Origin of the sequence: Streptomyces sp. NPDC007162 (genome assembly GCF_040634175.1) — a bacterium.
In the GTDB taxonomy this organism is placed as follows: domain Bacteria; phylum Actinomycetota; class Actinomycetes; order Streptomycetales; family Streptomycetaceae; genus Streptomyces.
In genome coordinates this window covers 1-20348 of the sequence record NZ_JBEYFC010000130.1, presented here as the reverse complement: position 1 = coordinate 20348, position 20348 = coordinate 1, and the positions used below count along the sequence as shown (strand labels likewise).

Below are 20348 nucleotides of genomic sequence, written 5' to 3'. Positions count from 1 at the left end.
CCGACCCGAAGCCCTACGTCTGGACGAAGACGGCGGACGAGATCCTCGAACGCCTCGCCAGTTATCTGAACAGAATTCCTGACTCAGAAGACTAGTGCCGCGGCACTAGGTGCCGATCGCGCGGCGGGGCAGCGGCGAGGAGTAGACGACGCTCGTCGTCACCGAGCCCAGGGTGCCGATTTTTCCGGAGATCTCCTCCAGGTGGCGCATCGAGCGGGCGGTGACCTTGATGACGAAGCAGTCGTCCCCCGTGACGTGGTGGGCCTCCAGGATCTCGGGGGTGGCGTCGACCAGGTCGTGGAACGGCTTGTAGTTGCCGTTGGGGTAGCGGAGGCGGACGAAGGCGAGGATCGGCAGGCCGAGGCGCTCCGGGTCCACCACCGCCGCGTAGCCACGGATCACGCCCGCCTCCTCGAGGCGGCGCACGCGTTCGGTCACCGCGCTCGGGGACATCGCGACGGCACGCGCCAGTTCGGCGAAGCCGGCCCGGCCCTCGCGCTGGAGGATGTCGAGGATGCGCCAGTCGGTGGCGTCCGGGGAAAACGCGGTCATGGCGGATGAATACCAAGGATTCCCCGGCCGGACAAGGTCCGGGCCGGGGATCACACCTTCAGGGCGGCCGGTCACCGGCCGTAGATTTCCGGTCATGGAGATCCGCCGCACCGGCGACCGCAGGGAAAGGCCCGACATGACCGAGACATACGCCACCGCCCCCAACCCCGTGCTGCGCGTCGCCCCGGCCGCCCCCGCCGACGCCGCCGCCCACTTCCGGGCGAGCCTCGCCCGGCACGCCGACGTCTCCGACGTGGCCGCAGCCCTCGGCGCCGACGGCGACCCCGGCTTCGTCGTGCTCGACTCCCGCTCCACCGCCTCCTGGGACCAGGGCCACATCCCGGGCGCCGTCCACCTGCCCACCGCGCTCATCCCCGAGCAGGCCGACCGGCTCCTCGACCGGGACGTGCCCGTGGTGACGTACTGCTGGGGTCCCGGCTGCAACGGCGCCACCCGTGCCGCCCTTGCCCTGTCCGAACTCGGCTACCGGGTCAAGGAGATGCTCGGCGGCTTCGAGTACTGGGTGCGTGAGGGCTTCGAGTTCGAGACCTGGCAGGGGCGCGAACGCCGGATGCCGGACCCGCTCACCGCGCCCGCCCAGCACGGCGACTGCGGTTGCTGATTCCCGAAGGCGAACCTGCGCGGTCGCTGTAAGTGTAGGTTCGGCCCATGACTCGTTATGCGGATCCAGGCGTGGTGGAGTGGGTGGAGTCGGGCGGCGGTCCGCTCGTGGCGGTCCCGGAGACGGTCCTGCCGTTCTGGGCCGGAGCGGACAGCGAGGATCTGGCCACCGATTACGACCGTGCCTGCGAGGTCGACGGCTTCGTCGGACTGCTCCCGGTCGGGGACAGCGCCGCCCTGGTCCTCGGCGACGAGCCCGCCTCGACGTCCTTCCTGCCGGACCACGGCACCTTCGTACGGTGGTCCGCCGCCAACTCCGAGGACGAACTCCTGGCCCAGGTCCCGGCCGCGCTGGACACCGCCGTCTGGGAGAAGGAACTGCACTGGCGGGTCCCCGGCCCCGTCGTCCTGTTCGACTCCGCCTGGCCGGGTGGCGAGGCCGAGGGCGGCGAGCACCTGCGCGTCCCGCTGGAGCCCGGCACCTACGTGGTGCGCGCCGCCTACACCAGACCTGGTCCCGAAACCTGGCTGGGACTCGTGCAGTTGCGCAAGGTAACCGACTGACCGGTGTCGAGCCGTCGGGCCGGCGGGGCTCCGAGGCAGCTGGGGATGCCGCTGCCGAAGCCGAGGTGCTGGATGTCCCGGCGGCCCGGGTCGAAGCGGTCGGGGTCCGTGAACCGGTGCGGGTCCCGGTTGCCCGCGCCCAGGACCAGCCGGATCCGCGAACCCTCTACCGCCGGTCCGTCGTCCCGGCGTCGGACCGCCGCCTCACCGCACTCCGGCACGGGAGCCCGTGGACCGGCGGAAGCTCTCCGCGACGATGTACACGCTGATCAGCAGCGACCAGGCCGGGAACACCAGCTCGGACCATGGCACGGCGAACGACACGAACAGCAGCACCACGGTGGCCAGCACGCCCAGCACCGTGAGCCAGCGGGGCAGGATGCCCAGCCGGTGCCCGATCACCGAGGTGGAACAGGTGAAGACGGCCGCCATCCGCATCGCGTACCCGGTCATCAGCGTGTACGCCAGATGCTGACCGAAGTCCCAGACGGGCCTGGAGGGTGAGGTGCCCGCCGGATGCGCGGTGTCGAACACCGCCGTGGCCGCCGCCGCTGCGCCGAACATGGTGGCCGTGAAGACCAGCCCGCTGCCGAGGAAGACGGTGGCCAGGAACCGGTCCTCGCCCTCGCCTACATGGGCGCGTACCGCGCCGGCGAACCACAGGAAGCAGATGCCCGCGAACGGCACCAGCAGGAGGGCCGCGTGCACGGCGCTGCGCTGGGCCGGATCCGGCCGCTGGGCCACGACCGCGTCGGCACCCTGCGGGATACCCATCCGGATCAGCACCATGGCGGCGGCGAGCAGCAGCGCGAAGACGATCCCGGCCACACCCGCCGACCGGGGGGTCTCCAACGGCTGCCGTCGGGGCTCGGAGATCTGCATGCGCGGCTCGCTTCCTGTGTCCGGTGGCCCCCGGCACCAGCAAGCCGGGTATGCCGGACCACCGCCACCGGAACACCCCCGAACGGCAGACACCTCCCCCCGGCGCGTCCTCACGTCGGCTTCCCGCGGTGGGCGGCCCGGCCGGCACGCGGGCCGGGCCGCCGCGGTCCGTCAGAGCCGGGACAGCTCTTCCACCAGGTCGTCCAGGCCCAGCGAACCCTGGGACAGGGCCGCCATGTGCCAGGCCTTCAGGTCGAAGGCGTCGCCCTGCCGCTCCCGGGCCTTCTCCCGGCCCAGCAGCCAGGCCCGCTCGCCCAGCTTGTAGCCGATGGCCTGGCCCGGCATCGACAGGTAGCGGGTCAGCTCGCTCACCACGAAGTCCGCGGGGCGGCTGCTGTGCGCGGCGAAGAACTCCTGCGCCAGGTCGGGAGTCCAGCGTTCCCCGGGATGGAAGGGGGAGTCGTCCGGGATCGTCAGCTCCAGGTGCATGCCGATGTCGATGATGACCCGCGCAGCGCGCATCATCTGGGCGTCCAGGTAGCCGAGCCGGCGCTCCGGGTCGGTGAGGAAGCCCAGCTCGTCCATCAGCCGCTCCGCGTACAGCGCCCAGCCCTCGGCGTTGGCGCTGACCATGCCGACGCTCGCCTGGTAGCGGGAGAGGTTCTCGGCGATGTGCTTCCACTGCGCCAGCTGGAGGTGGTGGCCGGGCACACCCTCGTGGTACCAGGTCGAGACCAGGTCGTAGACGGGGAACCGGGTCTGGCCCATCGTCGGCAGCCAGGTGATCCCGGGGCGGGAGAAGTCGTCCGACGGGGGCGTGTAGTACGGCGCCGCCGCGCTGCCGGGCGGCGCGATCCGGGACTCCACCCGTCGGACCCGCTCGGCCAGGTCGAAGTGGGTGCCGTCCAGCTTCTCGATGGCCTCGTCCATCACGGACTGCAGCCAGTCGCGCACCTCGTCGACGCCCTCGATGTGCGTGCCGTGCTCGTCCAGGTGCGCCAGCGCCTCCCAGGGCGTGGCCGCGCCGGGCAGGATCTTCTCCGCCTCGGTCTTCATCTCGCCGAGCAGCCGGTGGTACTCGGACCAGCCGTACGCGTACGCCTCGTCCAGATCGAGGTCCGTGCCGTTGAAGTAGCGGACCCAGCGGGCGTACCGCTCGCGGCCCACCACGTCCGGCGCGCCCTCGACCGCCGGCGCGTACACGTCCCGCATCCAGTCGCGCAGCGCCACGACCGCCCCGGTGGCGGTCCGGGCCGCCGCGTCCAGCTCGGCGCGCAGCGCCTCGGGTCCGGCTGCCGCGAACTGCTCGAACCAGCCCCTGCCGTCCCCCGTGTCGGCCCACTCGCCGAGCTGTCCGACGAAGGTGGCGGTGGCCCGCGGCCCGCCGTACAGCTTCCGGTCCAGGCCCAGTTCGAGGCACTGCCGATACCCTTCCAGCGCCGTCGGCACCGCGCGCAGCCGCTCGGCGACCGCCGCCCAGTCCTCCTCGGTGGCGACGGGCGTCACGCTGAACACCCCGCGCACCGAGTGCGCGATCGAGCTCAGGTTGCTGACGGAACGCAGGCTCTCGTCCGCCTCGTGCACGGCGAGGGACGCGGTGAGCCGTTCCCGCAGCAGACGGGCGCAACGACGCTCGATGTCACTGTCCGCGCCGGGCTGCCGCTCGGCCTCGTCGAGCCTGGCGAGCGTGGCGCGCTGGAGCTGGGCGAGCGCTTCGTCACCGGCCGGCGAGGTGTCGGGCAGCCGGCCCGAACTCTCCTTCACGCCGAGGAAGGTACCGGTGATCGGATCGAGGGCGATGAGCTCGTCGACGAAGGTGTCGGCGACCTGACGGGGCAGCGGGCTGTTCGTCTGTGACATGCGGTCCATCCTCGTACGACGGCCGCCGGGCGTCACCGGGTTTGAGCTGACGGCGTAGGCGGAAGCAGCGGTCCGCAGTCCCACCGCTGGAAGATCAGCCGGGTCTCCACCCGGGCCACCTCGCGACGGGACGTGAACTCGTCCAGGACCAGCCGCTGCAGGTCCGCCATGTCCGCCACGGCGACCTGGACCAGGTAGTCGTCGGGACCGGTCAGATGGAACACCGTCCGCGACTCCGGCAGCGCCCGGATCCGCTCCACGAACGGGCCCACCAACTCCCGCCGGTGCGGCCTGACCTGCACCGAGAGCAGCGCTTCGAGACCGCGCCCGAGTTTGGCCGGATCGAGTTCGAGCCGGTGCCCGAGGATCACCCCCGAGCGGCGCAGCCGCGCCACCCGGTCCAGGCAGGTCGACGGCGCCACGCCCACCTGGGCGGCGAGATCGCGGTAGGTGCTCCGGGCGTCGTTCTGAAGCAGCCGCAGCAGATGCAGGTCCACCGGATCCAGTACGACGGAATCGGCCATGTGCCGAACGTAGCACGGCGCTCGGAACGACCGGCCCGCCTGCTGTTCACCCTTCCGCCATGGACACAGCAAGCAGGGACACGGCAGGCAGGGACACAGCAGGCACGCACGACCAGCCGGCGTCCCGGCACGGCGGCCCCACCCGCGCCCGGCGCGCCCTGGCCACCGAGGCGGTGCACGCCGGCCGCGACGACCTCGCCCGACAGGGGTTGCACGCCCCGCCGATCGACCTGTCCACCACCTACCCGTCGTACGACAGCCGTGCCGAGGCCGCCCGCATCGACGCCTTCGCCACCGACGGCGCGGACCCCGCCGGGCCCCCGGTCTACGGGCGCCTGGGCAATCCGACGGTCGCCCGCTTCGAGACCGCCCTGGCCCGCCTCGAAGGCACCGCATCCGCGGTGGCCTTCGCCAGCGGCATGGCCGCCCTGTCCGCCGTCCTGCTCGCCCGCGCCTCCACGGGCCTGCGCCATGTCGTCGCCGTACGGCCCCTGTACGGTTGCAGCGACCACCTCCTCACCGCCGGTCTCCTCGGCACCGAGGTCACCTGGACCGACCCGGCCGGCATCACCGACGCGCTGCGTCCCGACACCGGCCTGGTCCTGGTCGAGTCCCCGGCCAACCCGACGCTGGCCGAACTGGACCTGCGCGCCGTCGCCCACGCCTGCGGCACGGTCCCGCTGCTCGCCGACAACACCTTCGCCACCCCCGTCCTGCAACGCCCCGCCGAACTGGGCGCACGGCTGGTGCTGCACAGCGCGACCAAGTACCTCGGTGGTCACGGAGACGTGCTGGCCGGGGTGGTCGCCTGCGACGAGGAGTTCGCCGGGCAGCTGCGGAAGACACGGTTCGCGACCGGAGGCGTGCTGCACCCGCTGGCCGGCTATCTGCTGCTGCGCGGCCTGTCCACCCTCCCGGTACGGGTCCGCGCCGCCTCCGCCAACGCCGCCGAACTCGCCCGTCGGCTCACCGCCGACCCCCGGGTGGCCCGCGTCCACTACCCGCGGCTCGGCGGCGCGATGATCGCGTTCGAGGTGCACGGCGACCCCCACGAGGTCGTCTCCCGGGTACGGCTGATCACCCCGGCCGTCAGCCTGGGCAGCGTGGACACCCTCATCCAGCACCCGGCGTCGATCAGTCACCGCATCGTGGCCACGGGCGACCGGCGCGAGGCCGGGGTGAGCGACGGACTGCTGCGCCTGTCGGTGGGCCTGGAGGACGTGGACGACCTGTGGTCCGACCTGGACCGGGCACTGGGACGGCGGTAGCGCGCCGTCAGGGGCGGCGGGGGGTGGCCCCCAGCCGAACGCTGGGGGCGGGACGGCGGTCCCCGACCCCTACGGCGCTTCGGTCCTCCCCGTCTCGCCCGCACCGGAGAGCCACCCCGCGACCCCCACCGCGTCCAGCCGAGCGGTGATGACCAGCGTCCCCTCCTCGATCTGGTAGTCGAGCGGCAGTCCCAGCGCCCGCATCGCCGCCACCATCCCGGTGTTGGACGCCTGCGTCACCGCGTACACGCTCTCGCAGCCCGCCTCGACCGCCATCCCCACCAGCCGGCTCAGCAACTCCCCGCCGATGCCCCGCCGCTGCCAGTCGTCCTCGACGAGCAGCGCCACCTCCGTCTCGTCCCCGTCCCACAGCAGGTGCCCGAGTCCCACGATGCGGCCCGACGCGGTCGACACGGCCAGCGTCCGGCCGAACCGCGGGCTGAGGAGGTGGTTCAGATAGCGGTCCGCGTCCCCGACGGGTCCGTGGTACCGCAGTCCCAGGGTCCGCGCCGAGCAACGCTCGTGCATCGCCCTGGCCGCCTCCAGGTCACCCGTGTCGGCCCGGCGCACGGTGATCGCGTTGCCCGCGGGCAGCGTGAGCACGTCCTGGCCGTGCGGGATCCGCGGTCCGAGCCGGGCGTCCAGCTCCACCAGCGCCCGCGCCCGCGCGAACTCGGTGGGTGTGAAGGGCAGATACGGCCGCTCCACGGTGATCACTCCGCCTTCCGGCGCACGCAGCCGCATCACGGTGTCCTCCAGCGCGCCCTCGACGGGAACCGTCTCGGGGCGCCGGGCCCCGCCCACCGGATGGGCGGGGAGCGAACGGATCGTGCACCGTCCCAACAACTGCCGGAGTGCCAGCGGAAGTTCCGCCGCGTCCAACGCGGTGCGGGTGGCCAGACCCAGCACCCGGGTCGGGGCGTCCACCAGATCGTGCGTGTCGGCCCGCTCGATCCAGGTGTCCGTGCCCCCGGCCAGCGCCAGTGCCCGGGTGATCTCACCCGCGGTCAGCTCACCGGGGCCCCGCAGCAGGAACTCGTCCACCGTGCCGTCGGCCAGCGGATGCGTCTGCAGGCTCAGGATGTCCACCCGGTGCGCGGCGAGCGCGGTGCACAGCGCGGCCAGCGAACCGGGTTCGTCCCGCACCGTGGTGCGCAACCGCCAGAGCGTGGCGGGCGCTTCCCCGGTCGCCGGGGCCTGCGCACCGGGCCCGGCCTGTCCCGTCGCGTCGACGGCCGGCCGGGCGCCGGTATCGGTATCCGTCACCGGCGGTGCGTGACCTGGGCGCCTCGCCCACCAGACGTGGAAGCCCGCGGTCGCCGCCAGCACCAGCGCCGAGATGACCAGCAGCGCCGGACCGCCGGGCCCGTGCCCCACCAGGTTGGCCACTCCGTCCGCGACCGCCACCGCCGTGAACAGCGCGGCCAGTTCGACGACGTCCCGTCGCCAGTGGTGCACGGGGCGTCCGTTCCTCGCGCGTGTCACATCAGACATGTCTCGATTCATGCAGCCACTGTGAAGGAAGGGTGTTGCGTGATCGCGAACGCTCTGTGACCGATCGGTAAAGCACGCTTATGTTCCTTTTGTTGATACTTTCACTACCGCTCAGGCGGCCACCGGTCCGCTCGGCGCACTCGGCGGCGATCGAGAGCAGCTCCCCGAGCCCGCGCGCCGAGCCGGAGGTGCCCCGCAGGAGTTCCCGTACCTCACCCGATTCGACCGGGATCCGCGGACCCGCGAGAAGCCGTGGCGCAACACCCTGCCGAGAAAGCGGCAGGGCCGCGCACCGGGGGATGACGCCGGAGCGCGGCCCTGCGAAGAGCCTACGGGAGTTACTGGCCGACCCGGCCCGGCTGCAGCGTCCGGGTGAACAGCACCGCGCCGTCGTGCTCGCGCAGGCGCACCGTCAGCTCGCCGGAGTCGCCGTCGATGTCGACCTCGCCGAAGAACTGGTACCCCTCGGCGGGTGACACGTTCGAGGCGGTCGGCGCCTTGACGAACACCCGGTCGGGGCCGAACGTGCCGTCCAGTGCGCTGGCCGGGAAGGCGCCGGCGTTCAGCGGGCCCGAGACGAACTCCCAGAACGGGGCGAAGTCCTTGAACGCGGCCCGCGACGGGTCGTAGTGCTGGGCCGAGGTGTGGTGGACGTCGGCCGTCAGCCACACCGTGCCGGTGATCCTGCGGTGCTTGATGTACCGCAGCAGCTCCGCGATCTGCAGTTCACGGCCGAGCGGGGCGCCCGGATCGCCCTGGGCGACGGCCTCGAAGTTCGGCCTGCCCTCGACCGGGTCGGGCACGACCAGGCCGAGCGGCATGTCGGCGGCGATGACCTTCCACACCGCCCGGGACCGGGACAGCTCCCGCTTCAGCCACTCCAGCTGCTCGGCGCCGAGGATGCCCTGCGGATCGGTCGTCTGGTCGTCGGGCGAGTTGGCGTCGCGGTAGGTCCGCATGTCCAGCACGAAGACGTCGAGGAGCGGGCCGTGGTGGTGGACCCGGTAGATCCGGCCGTCGGGGCGGCCGCTGATCGTGGAGATCGGGAAGTACTCGGAGAACGCCTGCCGCGAGCGCGCCGCCATGTCGTTCAGCCTGGTGCCGGCCGGGTAGGGGGTGCCGGTGCCGATGACCTCGCCCGGGTACCAGTTGTTGCGGACCTCGTGGTCGTCCCACTGGATGACGTTCGGCACCTGGGCGTTGAACCGGCGCAGCGCCTGGTCGAGCAGGTTGTAGCGGAAGTTGCCGCGGAAGTCGTCCAGGGTGATCGCGACGTGCGACTTCGCCTCGCTGGTGATGTTGCGGTAGAGGCTGCCGTCGGGCAGCGCCTGCGTCGCCGGGATCATGCCGTCGGCGTAGATGTTGTCACCGCTGCACAGGAAGAAGTCGGGGTCCAGCTTCGCCATCGCGTCGAAGATGCGGTAGCCGCCGATGGACTCGTTGATGCCCCAGCCCTGCCCGGCCAGGTCGCCGGACCACACGAACCGCACGCCCTGGCGACGGCGTGTGGACGCGGTACGGAAGGTGCCGGTGACCGGCTCGCCGGTGCGGCGCGGGTCGTCGGGGTCGGCGAGCAGCACGCGGTAGTGGATCTGCTCGCCGGACGGCAGGCCGTGCAGGCGGGTGGTGCCGGTGAAGTCGCTGCCCGCGCCGAGCAGCGGGCCGTGCCACCTGCGGGCGCCCCGGAACGACTCGGTGGGCGAGGTCTCCACGATCATGCGGGCCGGCCGGTCCGAACGGACCCACACCAGACCGGAGTCGGCCGTCACGTCGCCCGCCTGCACGCCCCAGTCGGCGCGGGGCCGCCCGGACAGTGCGAACGCCGGCGCCGAACCGAGCGCGGTGGGCAGGGTCAGAGCCGCCGACGCGGCGAGGGAGCCGCGCAGCACGCTGCGACGGCCGGGGAGCGAAAGGGACATGGAAAGGGCCTCCAGGACGGGATCCGGCCAATGTGCACAGCCACAACTACTGGTGCGCCGCAGCGCACACGGAAACCGCGGGTGAACACTGACCGGGCCCGGGACGGCACCCGTCGGGGGACCGCCGCCGCAACCGGCCGCCCGCCCACCCGTGCGGACACCCCCTGGTCGATCGAGGGGTGACCGACATCGAGGTCCGCGCGCGGCCGACGGCGGGCTGGTTGGAGGCGGTTGCCCGTGCCGCGGTGGCGGGCTGGTTCGAGGCGGTGGGCTGTTTCGAGGCGGTGGGCCTGTTCCGCGGGGCGGCTGGTCCGAAGCGGCGGCTCGATCCGCGGGGGTCTGGCTGTTCTGCGGTGTCGGCCCCTCCCGCGGAGGGGCTGGCTGTTCCGCGGTGGCGGTCCGTCAGCGGCTGCCGTCCAGGATGACCCGGGCGACCAGCGCGGGGTCGTCGTTCATCGGGCAGTGGCCGCAGCCGGGCAGCCGGATCAGCCGGGCCTTGGGGATGATCTGCTTGGCGCGGACGCCCTGGCGCCGCACCAGGAGCAGGTCCCGGGTGCCCCAGCCCACCGTCACCGGGACGCCGGGGATGTCGTCGGTGAACTGGACCGCGGAACCCGCCCGCAGGGTGTCGGCGAACCCGGTGGCCCGTGCGAGGGCGAGTGTCTCCGCGACCACGGCCTCGGGTGGACGGCGCGTCGGACGGGCGTAGATGGTGCTCGTCAGGGCCGTCCGCCCGGCGGCCGTCCGGGACAGCCGTTCGACGACCGGCAGCGGCAGGCGCTCCGCGATCCGCCGCATGGCGATGAGCACCCCGAAGGCGTAGCGCCGCTCGCCGTGCGACCAGAACCCGGCGGGGGAGAGCGCGGTGACGGACCGTACGAGCTTCTCGCGGCCCAGTTCCAGCGCCAGCAGCCCGCCGAGCGAGTTGCCCGCCACATGGGGCCGGTCCAGCTCCAGCGCCTCGAACAGGGCGCCCAGCACCGCGTTGGTCGTCGGCAGATCGTAGGTGAGGCCGTCGGGCAGGCCGGGGGAGGCGCCGAAGCCGGGCAGATCCACGGCGATCACGTCCCGCTCGGTCGCGAGAATGTCCACCACCGGGTCCCAGGCCTGCCGGTGATGCCCTATGCCGTGGATCAGGACCAGGGGTTCACCGCGGCCCGCGCGCGCGTAGGACACGGTCACGTCCTGCTGACCGTGCGGGGTCGCGACCTTGAAGGAGACGGTGGCGGACATGGAGGCTCCTCGTCTGGCGGGGCTGGCGGCTTCGTCGACTCCGGCGACACGGCTTCGGTGGACTCCGGGGCGGTGCCTTCGGTGAACTCCGTAGACAGCTTGTCAGCAATTCCTACCGGCGGGTAGTCCCCGGTGGGGTGTGTCGCGCCTTCGCGGTCGGTGGTCGGTGGTCGGTGTGCGGCGCCGGCCGCCGGTCATCCATGCCCTGGGGTCATTCTGGGCGGGGCGCCCGCCGGACGGTCCGATTCCACCTGGACAGGCGCGAACGTGTCGGATGGGATGGGGGCCGTGACCACCGACACCCGCACCGACGTCTTCGAGGAACACCGGCCTGTGCTCATGGGGGTCGCCTACCGCATGCTCGGACGGGTGGCCGACGCGGAGGACGTGGTCCAGGACGCCTGGCTGCGCTGGTCCGGCGGCGACCGCGGCGAGGTCCGCGAACCGCGCGGCTACCTGGTGCGCATCACCACCCGGCTCGCCATCGACCGGCTCCGCCAGATCCGGGCGCGCGGCGAGACCTATGTCGGCCCCTGGCTGCCCGAGCCGTACGTCACCGACTTCGGCAGCACCGCGCCCGACGCCGCGGACCGCGCCGAACTGGCCGACTCCGTCTCGCTCGCCGTCCTCGTCGTCCTCGAATCGCTGTCGCCCCTGGAACGCGCCGTGTTCGTCCTGCGCGAGGCCTTCGGCTACCCGCACGCCGAGATCGCCGCCATGCTCGACCGGGGCGAGGCCGCCGTGCGCCAGCTCGCCGGACGCGCCCGGCGCCACGTCGACGAGCGCCGGCCGCGCTACGAGGTCGACCCGGCGCAGCGCCGGGACCTGACCGAACGGTTCCTCGCCGCCGCGGCCGAGGGCGACCTGGAGGGGCTGATGTCCCTGCTGGCGCCGGACGTCCGCCTGGTGAGCGACGGCGGCGGCAAGGCGACGGCGGCGCTGCGTGTCATCGTCACCCCCGCAAAGGTGAGCCGGTTCGTGGTCGGCGTGGCCCACAAGGAGGGGGCGGGGCTGTCCTTCCGCCTCCTCGAGGTCAACGGCGGTCCGGCCGTGCTCCTGCTGGCCGGGGACAAGCCGGACAGCGTGGTCCAGCTGGACGTCGCCGACGGCCTGGTCCGGGCCGTGCACATCATCCGTAACCCTGACAAACTGCGGTCGGTCCCGCTCGGCTGAACCCACGTGCCACGCGGCTCCCCGCAGTGCGACGGGAGCTTTGCCGGCATGTCACGGGAACCGTCCCGCGCGAACGCCTCGTGAACGCTCCGCGGCGCCGTCGCTGTGCGTTGGCCCAGGGATCGAGGATTGGTATTGACCAAGGGTGTGCGCCGTCCTATGGTCGCAGATAAGTACAACAACCTTTAATAAACAAGGGCGCTAAAACGCCGCCGGACCACGGCGATTGCGGAGGACAGGGTGGGGACCACGCAGCTGGAAACGGTGCCGGAACCGAAGTACTGGCATCTCAGGACCGTGCTCAGTGAGGCACTCGACTCGGAGTTCTCGGTCGGCGAGATCCTGCCCAACGAGCGCGACCTCGCCGCCCGTTTCGGAGTGGCCCGCGCCACCCTGCGCCAGGCCCTCGAACAGCTCGAACTGGAAGGCCGCCTCCAGCGCCGCCGGGGCGTCGGTACGACCGTCGCGCCACCGCGCGTGGGCGTGGCGGTGGGCACCGACCAGCCCGCCTGGCCGGGCGCCGCCGACGATGCCTGGCAGCCCGTCGACTGCACCCTCGCGGTGCCGCCCGCCGCCGTCGCGGCGGCCCTGGCCGGCGGCGCGGACGAACCCGTGCACATCGTGCGGCGCTCCCGTGTCTCCCACGGCCAGCCCGTCGCCGCCGAGCTGCTCTACGTCCCGGCGCCCTCGGTCCCGGACCTGACGGCGATCGACGCGCCCGCCGGATCGGCACGCGCGCGTGCGGTCCTGCGCGAGCTGCAGCACCTGGAGCTGGACGGCCGGGACAGCGCCGTGGAACTCGGGTCCGCCCGCGCGGACGACGCCAAGGAGCTCGACCGCCTGCCCGGCGCCCCGGTCCTGGTCGTCACCACCCGCTTCCTCGCGGCCGGCCGTACCGCCGCGCTGTCCGTCGCCACCTACCGCGCGGACACCTGCCGGCTCACCTTCGGCGACTCCGGCGGGGTGGAGATCCACCACGGCCCCGAACGCCAGGCCTCCTAGCAACAGCTCCCGGAACGACCCGTCGCGCCCCGGAACCCTTCCGGGGCGCGAGGCGTTCCAGGGGACCCGCCTGCCCCGTCCCCCTGACGTTCAGCGTCGGGCGGTGACCGTGCCGTCGACTGCGAAGAGCTGTTCCTCCACGTGGTCCAGGGCGAGCCGCAGCGCGCCGGTCGCCACCGCCGCTTCACCGAGGACGGAGAGGGCCACCCTGGGCGGGCGCAGGCAGTAGCGGGCGAGTTCGCGGCGCAGCGGCTCCAGGACGCCGTCGAGCCCCGCCGCCCAGCCGCCGATCACCACCAGCTCCGGGTCGAGCGCCAGCACCAGCGCGGCCACGTCATGGACCAGCCGCTGGATGAACCGGTCGACGGCGGCCCGCGCCCGCGCGTCCCCCTCCCGGGCCAGCGCGAACACCTCGGCGACCGCCTGCTCGTCCAGAGGATGCAGCGGTTCGTCCGTGGTCGACAGCAGCGTCTCCGGGGTCACCTCCCGGCCCAGCAGATGCAGGGCCCCGATCTCCCCGGCCGCACCGCCGTAACCGCGGTGCAGCCGCCCGCCGATCAGCGAACCGGCGCCGGGACTGAGCCCGGCCAGCACCATCACCACGTCGTCGGACTCGGTGGCGGCGCCCTTCCAGTGCTCGGCCACGGCCGCCGCGTTGGCGTCGTTCTCGACCAGGACCGGGCACTTGAAGGACCGGCTCAGCCGCTCGCCGAGCCGCAGCCCCGTCCACTCGGGCAGCGCGGTGCCCAGCCGCACCCTGCCGTCCGCCTCGACGATCCCCGGCGTGCCGACCCCGACGGCGCGCAGCGAACTGCGCGGCACCCCGGCCCGGCGCAGCAACTCCGCAACGGCGGTGCGCAGCCGCTCCAGGCGCTCGTCCGCGTCGGCCGTCTCGTCGACGTCCTTGGCCTGGGCACCCAGCACCCGGCCGTCCAGGTCGGCGAGGAGCGCCGCGACGCGGTGCGGGCCGATCTCCAGGCCCAGCAGATGACCCGCCTCGGCCCGGAACCGGAACCGCCTGGCGGGCCGCCCCTGCCGCCGTGCGGCACCCTCCTCGGCGGCCTTCTCCACGACCAGACCGGCTTCGATCAACCCCTCGACCACGCCCTCCACCGTCGGCCGGGACAGCCCGGTCACCCGGGTGACCTCCGTGAGCGTCGCGCAGTCCGTGGCCCGCAGCGCGTGCAGCACCACCGCGGAATTGATCCTTCGCAACAGAGACGGATCACCGCCGGTCAGCCCCGCCAACGTCCGTCCTCCCAGCTAGCTCCGCGTGTTGGCCGGATCGTACTTCCCCGCCGCAGCCCCCGGCGAGTGCCCGGCGCCCCCGGCCTGTGAAAGACCGGCCCTCACCGGGGCGCGACGAACCCCGACCCGTACGCCGAGATCACCGCCTGAGTACGGTCCCGCACCCCGAGCTTCGCCGGCACGGCCCCCACATGCGACTTGATCGGTGTCGCCCCCCATGAACAGGTGCCCCGCGATCTCGGCGTCGACCAGCCCCTGCGCCACGAGCCGCAGCACCTCGCTCTCCCGCTCGGTCAACCCCGCGGGAGGTCAACGGTCGGCTGGTGGGTTCCGTCGTGGGGGTGGTTTGCCGGTTCGGTCCGGGGACTGTGCGGTGTGTCGTCGGGACACTGGTTCGCGGGGCGGCCGGGGGCGCCGCTGTGGAGGGTGGGAACACATGGTTGACAGCCGGATCCTGGTCGCGGTGCCGGAACATCCGCGGAGCGAGGGCGCCGCGCCCGAGCAGTTACGGAAGATCCGGGACGCGATCGAGGCGGGCGGCTTCGAAGTCCGCTGGGCGGTGACCGCCCAGGACGCGGACGCGGTGCTGCGCACCGAGGCCGGTCTGACGGCGGCGCTGGTGGCCTGGAACCTTCCGGGGGTCGCCGGTGACGGACCCGGCACCGCGCTCGCGGCGCCGTACGGCGCGCCCGCCCGGCCGGGCAGCGCCCTCGACGGAACCCCGGGCGGCGCCGTGCTGCGCCGGATCAGCCGTCGGTACCGGGACCTGCCGGTCTTCCTGGTGATGGCCGACGACCAGGCTTGGGACCTGCCGCTGTGGGTGTCCGAGTCGGTCGTGGGCTACGTCTGGCCGCTGGAGGACACCCCCGGTTTCATCGCGGGTCGTGTCACCGCCGCCGCCCGCGCCTACCGGGAGTCCGTACTGCCGCCGTTCTTCCGGGCGTTGCGCCGCTTCGACGACGCGCACGAGTACTCCTGGCACACACCGGCCCACTCCGGCGGTGTCGCCTTTCTCAAGTCGCCCGCGGGACGCGCCTTCCACGACTACTTCGGCGAGCGGCTGCTGCGCAGCGACCTGTCGATCTCGGTCGAGGAACTGGGCTCGCTGTTCGAGCACACCGGCCCGATCGGTGAGGCGGAGCGCAACGCGGCCCGGGTGTTCGGCTCCGACCTCACCTACTTCGTGCTGCACGGCGACTCTACGTGCAATCGCCTGGTCGGTCATTTCAGCGTCACCCGCGACGAGATCGCGTTGGTCGACCGCAACTGCCACAAGTCCGTCCTGCACGGCCTGGTCGTCTCGGGCGCCCGGCCGGTCTTCCTGGTCCCCACCCGCAACGGCTACGGCCTGGCGGGACCGCTGCCCCCGGCCGAGATCGCCGCGGACGCGGTGGCCGCCCGGATCGCCGCGCACCCGCTCACCGAGGGCGCCGTGTCCCCGCACCCGCAGTACGCGGTGTTCACCAACTCCACGTACGACGGTCTCAGTTACGACGCCGTACCCACCGCCCGCGCGTTCGCCGCCAGCACGCCCCGGCTGCACTTCGACGAGGCGTGGTTCGCGTACGCCCGCTTCCACCCGCTCTACGCCGGCCGGTACGGCATGTCGGTGGACGAGGAGTCCTTCCCCGGCCCGGACCGGCCCACCGTGTTCGCCACCCAGTCCACGCACAAACTGCTGGCGGCGCTGTCGCAGAGCGCCATGGTGCATGTGCGGCCGGCGCCGCGGGCGCCGGTGGAGCACGACCGGTTCAACGAGGCGCTGATGATGCACGGCACCACCTCGCCCCTCTACCCGATGATCGCCTCGCTCGACGTGGCGACCGCCATGATGGACGGCCCGCAGGGCGAGTGGCTGATCGACGAGGCGGTGACCGAGGCGATCCGCTTCCGCCAGGAGATGGTGCGTCTGCGTCGGCGGATCGAGAGTGCCGGGGACCGTCCGCCGTGGTTCTTCGGGGTGTGGCAGCCGGACACGGTCACCGACCCGGCGACCGGTGAACGTCTGCCGTTCGAACAGACACCGCCGGAGTTGCTGCGCACCGACCAGTCCTGCTGGCTGCTGGAGCCCGGCGCCGACTGGCACGGCTTCCCCGGGCTGACCGAAGGGCACTGCATGCTGGACCCGGTGAAGGTCACGCTGACCTGTCCGGGGATCGACGCCACCGGTGAGATGGCCGAGGAGGGCATCCCGGCGCGGGTGCTCACCGCCTATCTGGCCACCCGGAAGATCGTGGTGGAGAAGACCGACAGCTACACCACGCTGATCCTGTTCTCCATGGGCATCACCAAGGGCAAGTGGGGCACCCTGCTGGACGCCCTGACCGATTTCAAGGCCCTCTACGACGCCGAGGCCCCCTTGGAGCGCGTCCTGCCCGAGGTCGCCGCCGCGCACTCCCGCCGGTACGCGGGCCTGACCCTGCGCGGGCTGTGCCAGGAGATGCACGAGCAACTGCGCTCGGTGCGGCTGGTGGAGCTGCTGGACACGGCGTTCCAGCGGCTTCCGCAGCCCGTCGCGGCACCGCGGCACTGTTACGAGCGGCTGGTGCGCGGCGGCACCGAGCGGGTCCGGATCTCGGACGCGGCGGGCCGGGTGGCCGCCGCCATGGTGACGGTCACCCCGCCCGGCATCCCGGTCCTGATGCCCGGCGAGTCGACCGGCGCCCCCGACGGTCCGCTGCTGCGCTATCTCACCGCCCTGGAGTCCTTCGACCGCCGTTTCCCCGGCTTCCGCAGCGAGACCCACGGCGTCACCCTGGACGAGGACACGGGCGACTACCTGATCGAGTGCCTGTCGGCCGACGAGTCCTAGTGCTGTGCCGTCTCCCGCAGGCGCGCGAACTCCTCCGCCATCGTCGCCGCCGTCCAGTGGGCGTTCAGCCCGCTGGGGTTCGGCAGCACCCACACGCGTGTGTCCCCGATGGTCCGCTCCTGCGGGCCCACCCGGGCCCCGCGGTCGGCGAAGGCCGCACGGTAGGCCGTGACGCCCACCACCGCCAGCCAGCGCGGGCGGGTTCGCGCCACCTTCGCCGTCAGCAACTGCCCGCCCGCGACGTACTCCTCGGCCGTCAGCTCGTCGGCCCGCGCGGTGGCCCGCGCCACCACGTTCGTGATGCCGAGCCCGTACGACAGCAGCTCACCCTGTTCCGCGGGCTTCAGCAGCCGCGGGGTGAAACCGGAAAGGTGCAGCACCGGCCAGAAGCGGTTGCCGGGACGGGCGAAGTGGTGGCCGGTGGCCGCCGTCATCAGGCCCGGGTTGATGCCGCAGAACAGCACACGGAGACCGTCCGCGAGCACGTCCGGGACGAGCCGGTCGCGGGCGGCCTCCAGCTCCGCCGCCGTGAAGCGGGGGGAGCGGCCGGTCAGAGGATCGCTCCGGGGGCGTAACCCGCGGCCTCGGGGTGCTGCTTGACGATCTCCTCGATGCGGCCGACGACGACACCGACCTGGGCGGCTGCCGCGCCGGTGAAGGACAGCTGGTCCGCCATCAGGGCCGCCAGCTGCTCACGGTCGAGCGGCAGCCGTTCGTCGGCGGCCAGCTTGTCGAGCAGGTCGTTGCGCTCGGCGCCCTGCTCGCGCATCGCGAGTGCGGTGGCGACCGCGTTCTCCTTGATCGCCTCGTGGGCGACCTCGCGACCGACCCCCGCCCGCACCGCGCCCATCAGGACCTTGGTGGTGGCGAGGAACGGGAGGTAGCGGTCCAGCTCGCGCGCGATGACGGCGGGGAACGCCCCGAACTCGTCGAGGACCGTCAGGAAGGTCTCCAGGAGGCCGTCGAGCGCGAAGAAGGCGTCCGGCAGGGCCACCCGGCGCACCACCGAGCAGGACACGTCGCCCTCGTTCCACTGGTCGCCCGCCAGCTCGCCGGTCATCGAGGCGTAGCCGCGCAGGATCACCATCAGGCCGTTGACGCGCTCGCAGGACCGCGTGTTCATCTTGTGGGGCATCGCGGAGGAGCCGACCTGGCCCGGCTTGAAGCCCTCGGTGACCAGCTCGTGCCCGGCCATCAGCCGGATCGTCTTCGCCAGCGAGGAGGGGGCCGCCGCCAGCTGCACCAGCGCGGTCACGACCTCGTAGTCGAGGGAACGCGGGTAGACCTGGCCGACCGAGGTGAACGCCTGCGAGAAGCCCAGGTGCCGGGCGATCCGGTCCTCCAGCTCCGCCAGCTTCGCCGCGTCCCCGCCGAGCAGGTCCAGCATGTCCTGGGCGGTACCGACCGGGCCCTTGATGCCGCGCAGTGGGTAGCGGCCGAGCAGTTCCTCGACCCGGCCGTACGCCACGAGCAGTTCGTCGGCGGCGGTCGCGAAGCGCTTGCCGAGGGTGGTGGCCTGCGCGGCGACGTTGTGGGAGCGGCCGGCCATCACCAGTTCGGCGTACTCGCCGGCGAGCTTGCCCAGCCGCGCCAGAACGGCCACCGTGCGGTTGCGCACCAGCTCGAGCGAGAGCCGGATCTGCAGCTGCTCGACGTTCTCGGTGAGGTCCCGGGAGGTCATGCCCTTGTGCACGTGCTCGTGCCCGGCGAGGTCGTTGAACTCCTCGATCCGCGCCTTCACGTCGTGCCGGGTGACCTTCTCGCGCTCGGCGATCGAGGCCAGGTCCACGGTGTCGAGGACCCGCTCGTAGTCGGCGATCGCCGCGTCCGGCACCTCGATGCCGAGGTCCTTCTGGGCCCGCAGCACGGCGAGCCAGAGCTGCCGCTCCAGCTTCACCTTCTGCTCGGGCGACCAGAGCGTGGCGAGCTCGGCGGAGGCGTAGCGTCCGGCGAGGACGTTGGGGATGCGGGGCTTGGCGGCTGCGGCAGAGGTCACGTGTACGGATTCTACTGGTCGATTCGTGCAGGCCAGCGCCGCGGTCCTGGTCGTGCGAAGCTACGAGAGCCACGTCACGGCCGGGGCAGGTCGGCGAGTTCCGCCAGCACGTCCGCGTGGCACCGCTCCGGCGCGCACCAGCACGCCAGCGTCTTCCCGCGCAGTTCGGCCACCAGTTCCAGCAGTTCGGGCCGCTCCAGCAGACAGGCCCGGTACATCGCCATCACCTCGGCCCGGGTGCCGTCCCGCTTCCGCTTCGGGGTGTCGTAGGCGAAGGGGTTGCGGAGCGGATGGCCGGGCAGGTCCCAGCCGCCCATGGTCCAGCGGCGGCCGACGTAGACGACGTCCGAGGGAGCGTCCTGGAGCCGGGGGCCGAACTCGTGGATCCGGCCCCGGACATTGATCACCCGGGTGCGCACGGGACCGACGCTACGCCTCGTACGGCAGCAGCTCCGGCCGCTTCGGCGTGCGGCCGTCACCGGAGGAACGGCCGGAGAGCCTGCGGCCTATCCACGGCAGCAGGTGCTGCCGGGTGAAGCGGGCGTCCGCGACCCGGCGCGCGACCCAGCCGGGCGGCGCGGAGGCCGGCATCGGGGTGCGCCACTCGGTGTCCTCGGGGTCGTAGCCGAGGGTCTGCCAGACCGCCTCGGCGACCCTGCGGTGCCCCTCGGCCGTCAGGTGCAGGCGGTCCACGTCCCACAGCCGGGGGTCGGCCAGCGAGGGCGCACCGTACAGGTCGACCACGAGGGCGCCGTTGCGTTCGGCCAGTTCGTCCACGCAGGCGAACAGCTCCTCCATGCGCGGCCGGAACCGTTCGAGCACCGGGCCCTGGCGGCCGGGGCTGCGCATCAGCACCAGCTGTTCGCAGGCCGGCGCCAGCCGCTCCACCGCCTCGGTGAGCAGATCCCGGACCCGGCCCATGTCGCACTTGGGGCGGAGCGTGTCGTTGAGGCCGCCGACCAGGGTGATCACGTCGGGCCGCATCGCGACCGCCACGTCCACCTGCTCGGCGACGATCTGCCCGATCAGCTTGCCGCGCACGGCGAGGTTGGCGTAGCGGAAGCCGGGGTTCCGGGCGGCCATCCGGTTGGCGAGCACATCGGCCCGGCGGCTCCCCCGATCAAGCGGGGCTTCGCCCACGAGGTGCGGGCGGCCCAGCGCATCGACGGACGGTTCACCGTGCCGGTGATCGCGGCGGAC

At 72.7% G+C, this 20348-nt stretch carries 18 protein-coding genes and 2 pseudogenes; 6 read left to right on the top strand and 14 right to left on the bottom strand.

What is annotated here, in order from left to right:
• Positions 1–105: 105 nt before the first annotated feature.
• Positions 106–552, bottom strand: coding sequence for an Lrp/AsnC family transcriptional regulator (locus ABZ646_RS17905; protein ID WP_360519512.1), 447 nt, complete (start codon positions 550–552; stop codon positions 106–108).
• A 136-nt stretch (positions 553–688) separates the two neighbouring features.
• On the opposite strand from ABZ646_RS17905, the gene ABZ646_RS17900 reads away from it, so the two are divergent.
• Together ABZ646_RS17900 and ABZ646_RS17895 are read left to right on the top strand one after the other, a co-directional pair.
• On the top strand, positions 689–1174 hold the full coding sequence (locus ABZ646_RS17900) for a rhodanese-like domain-containing protein (protein ID WP_360519518.1): 486 nt from the start codon (positions 689–691) through the stop codon (positions 1172–1174).
• A 47-nt stretch (positions 1175–1221) separates the two neighbouring features.
• Positions 1222–1737, top strand: a complete 516-nt coding sequence (locus ABZ646_RS17895) for an immunity 21 family protein (protein ID WP_360519509.1) — start codon at positions 1222–1224, stop codon at positions 1735–1737.
• A gap of 14 nt (positions 1738–1751) precedes the next feature.
• Here the strand turns inward: ABZ646_RS17895 and ABZ646_RS17890 are convergent.
• The 4 genes and pseudogenes from ABZ646_RS17890 to ABZ646_RS17875 form a co-directional block, all read right to left on the bottom strand.
• Positions 1752–1904 (bottom strand): annotated as a pseudogene (locus tag ABZ646_RS17890) (cytochrome P450); the annotation flags it as partial.
• 37 nt (positions 1905–1941) lie between these two features.
• Positions 1942–2619: a hypothetical protein gene (locus ABZ646_RS17885; RefSeq protein ID WP_360519505.1), complete on the bottom strand. Its 678-nt coding sequence runs from the start codon at positions 2617–2619 to the stop codon at positions 1942–1944.
• A gap of 171 nt (positions 2620–2790) precedes the next feature.
• Positions 2791–4479 carry a DUF885 domain-containing protein gene (locus ABZ646_RS17880; protein WP_360519502.1) on the bottom strand — a complete coding sequence of 563 codons (1689 nt, stop codon included), beginning with the start codon at positions 4477–4479 and terminating at the stop codon, positions 2791–2793.
• Positions 4480–4511: 32 nt separating this feature from the next.
• Positions 4512–5003 carry an Lrp/AsnC family transcriptional regulator gene (locus tag ABZ646_RS17875; protein WP_360519499.1) on the bottom strand — a complete coding sequence of 164 codons (492 nt, stop codon included), beginning with the start codon at positions 5001–5003 and terminating at the stop codon, positions 4512–4514.
• A gap of 59 nt (positions 5004–5062) precedes the next feature.
• Between ABZ646_RS17875 and ABZ646_RS17870 the strand changes: the two genes are divergently transcribed.
• The gene (locus ABZ646_RS17870) at positions 5063–6271 is read left to right on the top strand and encodes a PLP-dependent transferase (protein ID WP_360519496.1); all 1209 of its coding nucleotides are present in this window, start codon (positions 5063–5065) and stop codon (positions 6269–6271) included.
• 69 nt (positions 6272–6340) lie between these two features.
• On the opposite strand, the gene ABZ646_RS17865 is transcribed toward ABZ646_RS17870, so the two are convergent.
• The 3 genes from ABZ646_RS17865 to ABZ646_RS17855 form a co-directional block, all read right to left on the bottom strand.
• Positions 6341–7729 (bottom strand): GNAT family N-acetyltransferase, encoded by a 1389-nt coding sequence (locus tag ABZ646_RS17865; RefSeq protein WP_360519493.1) that lies wholly within the window; start codon positions 7727–7729, stop codon positions 6341–6343.
• Positions 7730–8103: 374 nt separating this feature from the next.
• On the bottom strand, positions 8104–9684 hold the full coding sequence (locus ABZ646_RS17860; RefSeq protein WP_360519490.1) for an alkaline phosphatase D family protein: 1581 nt from the start codon (positions 9682–9684) through the stop codon (positions 8104–8106).
• A gap of 402 nt (positions 9685–10086) precedes the next feature.
• Positions 10087–10917, bottom strand: coding sequence for an alpha/beta hydrolase (locus tag ABZ646_RS17855; RefSeq protein ID WP_360519487.1), 831 nt, complete (start codon positions 10915–10917; stop codon positions 10087–10089).
• Positions 10918–11205: 288 nt separating this feature from the next.
• On the opposite strand from ABZ646_RS17855, the gene ABZ646_RS17850 reads away from it, so the two are divergent.
• Together ABZ646_RS17850 and ABZ646_RS17845 are read left to right on the top strand one after the other, a co-directional pair.
• Positions 11206–12090: an RNA polymerase sigma-70 factor gene (locus ABZ646_RS17850; protein WP_360519484.1), complete on the top strand. Its 885-nt coding sequence runs from the start codon at positions 11206–11208 to the stop codon at positions 12088–12090.
• Positions 12091–12330: 240 nt separating this feature from the next.
• Positions 12331–13092, top strand: a complete 762-nt coding sequence (locus ABZ646_RS17845; RefSeq protein ID WP_360519481.1) for a GntR family transcriptional regulator — start codon at positions 12331–12333, stop codon at positions 13090–13092.
• Positions 13093–13182: 90 nt separating this feature from the next.
• Here ABZ646_RS17845 and ABZ646_RS17840 read toward each other — a convergent pair whose 3' ends face one another.
• Both ABZ646_RS17840 and ABZ646_RS17835 read right to left on the bottom strand, forming a co-directional pair.
• Positions 13183–14340: an ROK family transcriptional regulator gene (locus tag ABZ646_RS17840; protein WP_360519478.1), complete on the bottom strand. Its 1158-nt coding sequence runs from the start codon at positions 14338–14340 to the stop codon at positions 13183–13185.
• A gap of 101 nt (positions 14341–14441) precedes the next feature.
• Positions 14442–14643 (bottom strand): annotated as a pseudogene (locus ABZ646_RS17835) (helix-turn-helix transcriptional regulator); the annotation flags it as partial.
• Positions 14644–14776: 133 nt separating this feature from the next.
• On the opposite strand from ABZ646_RS17835, the gene ABZ646_RS17830 reads away from it, so the two are divergent.
• On the top strand, positions 14777–17152 hold the full coding sequence (locus ABZ646_RS17830) for an Orn/Lys/Arg decarboxylase N-terminal domain-containing protein (protein ID WP_360519475.1): 2376 nt from the start codon (positions 14777–14779) through the stop codon (positions 17150–17152).
• Here the strand turns inward: ABZ646_RS17830 and mug are convergent.
• The 4 genes from mug to ABZ646_RS17810 all read right to left on the bottom strand — a co-directional run bounded on the left by mug (position 17149) and on the right by ABZ646_RS17810 (position 20306).
• Complete coding sequence (gene mug, locus ABZ646_RS17825) at positions 17149–17637, bottom strand: G/U mismatch-specific DNA glycosylase (protein ID WP_360519472.1); 489 nt, start codon at positions 17635–17637, stop codon at positions 17149–17151. The two genes, ABZ646_RS17830 and mug, sit on opposite strands and share 4 nt — an antisense overlap.
• Positions 17638–17702: 65 nt before the next feature.
• The gene (purB, locus tag ABZ646_RS17820) at positions 17703–19148 is read right to left on the bottom strand and encodes an adenylosuccinate lyase (RefSeq protein ID WP_360519469.1); all 1446 of its coding nucleotides are present in this window, start codon (positions 19146–19148) and stop codon (positions 17703–17705) included.
• 74 nt (positions 19149–19222) lie between these two features.
• Positions 19223–19567 (bottom strand): DUF4326 domain-containing protein, encoded by a 345-nt coding sequence (locus ABZ646_RS17815; protein WP_360519466.1) that lies wholly within the window; start codon positions 19565–19567, stop codon positions 19223–19225.
• Positions 19568–19577: 10 nt separating this feature from the next.
• Complete coding sequence (locus ABZ646_RS17810; RefSeq protein ID WP_360519515.1) at positions 19578–20306, bottom strand: SGNH/GDSL hydrolase family protein; 729 nt, start codon at positions 20304–20306, stop codon at positions 19578–19580.
• Positions 20307–20348: the final 42 nt, after the last annotated feature.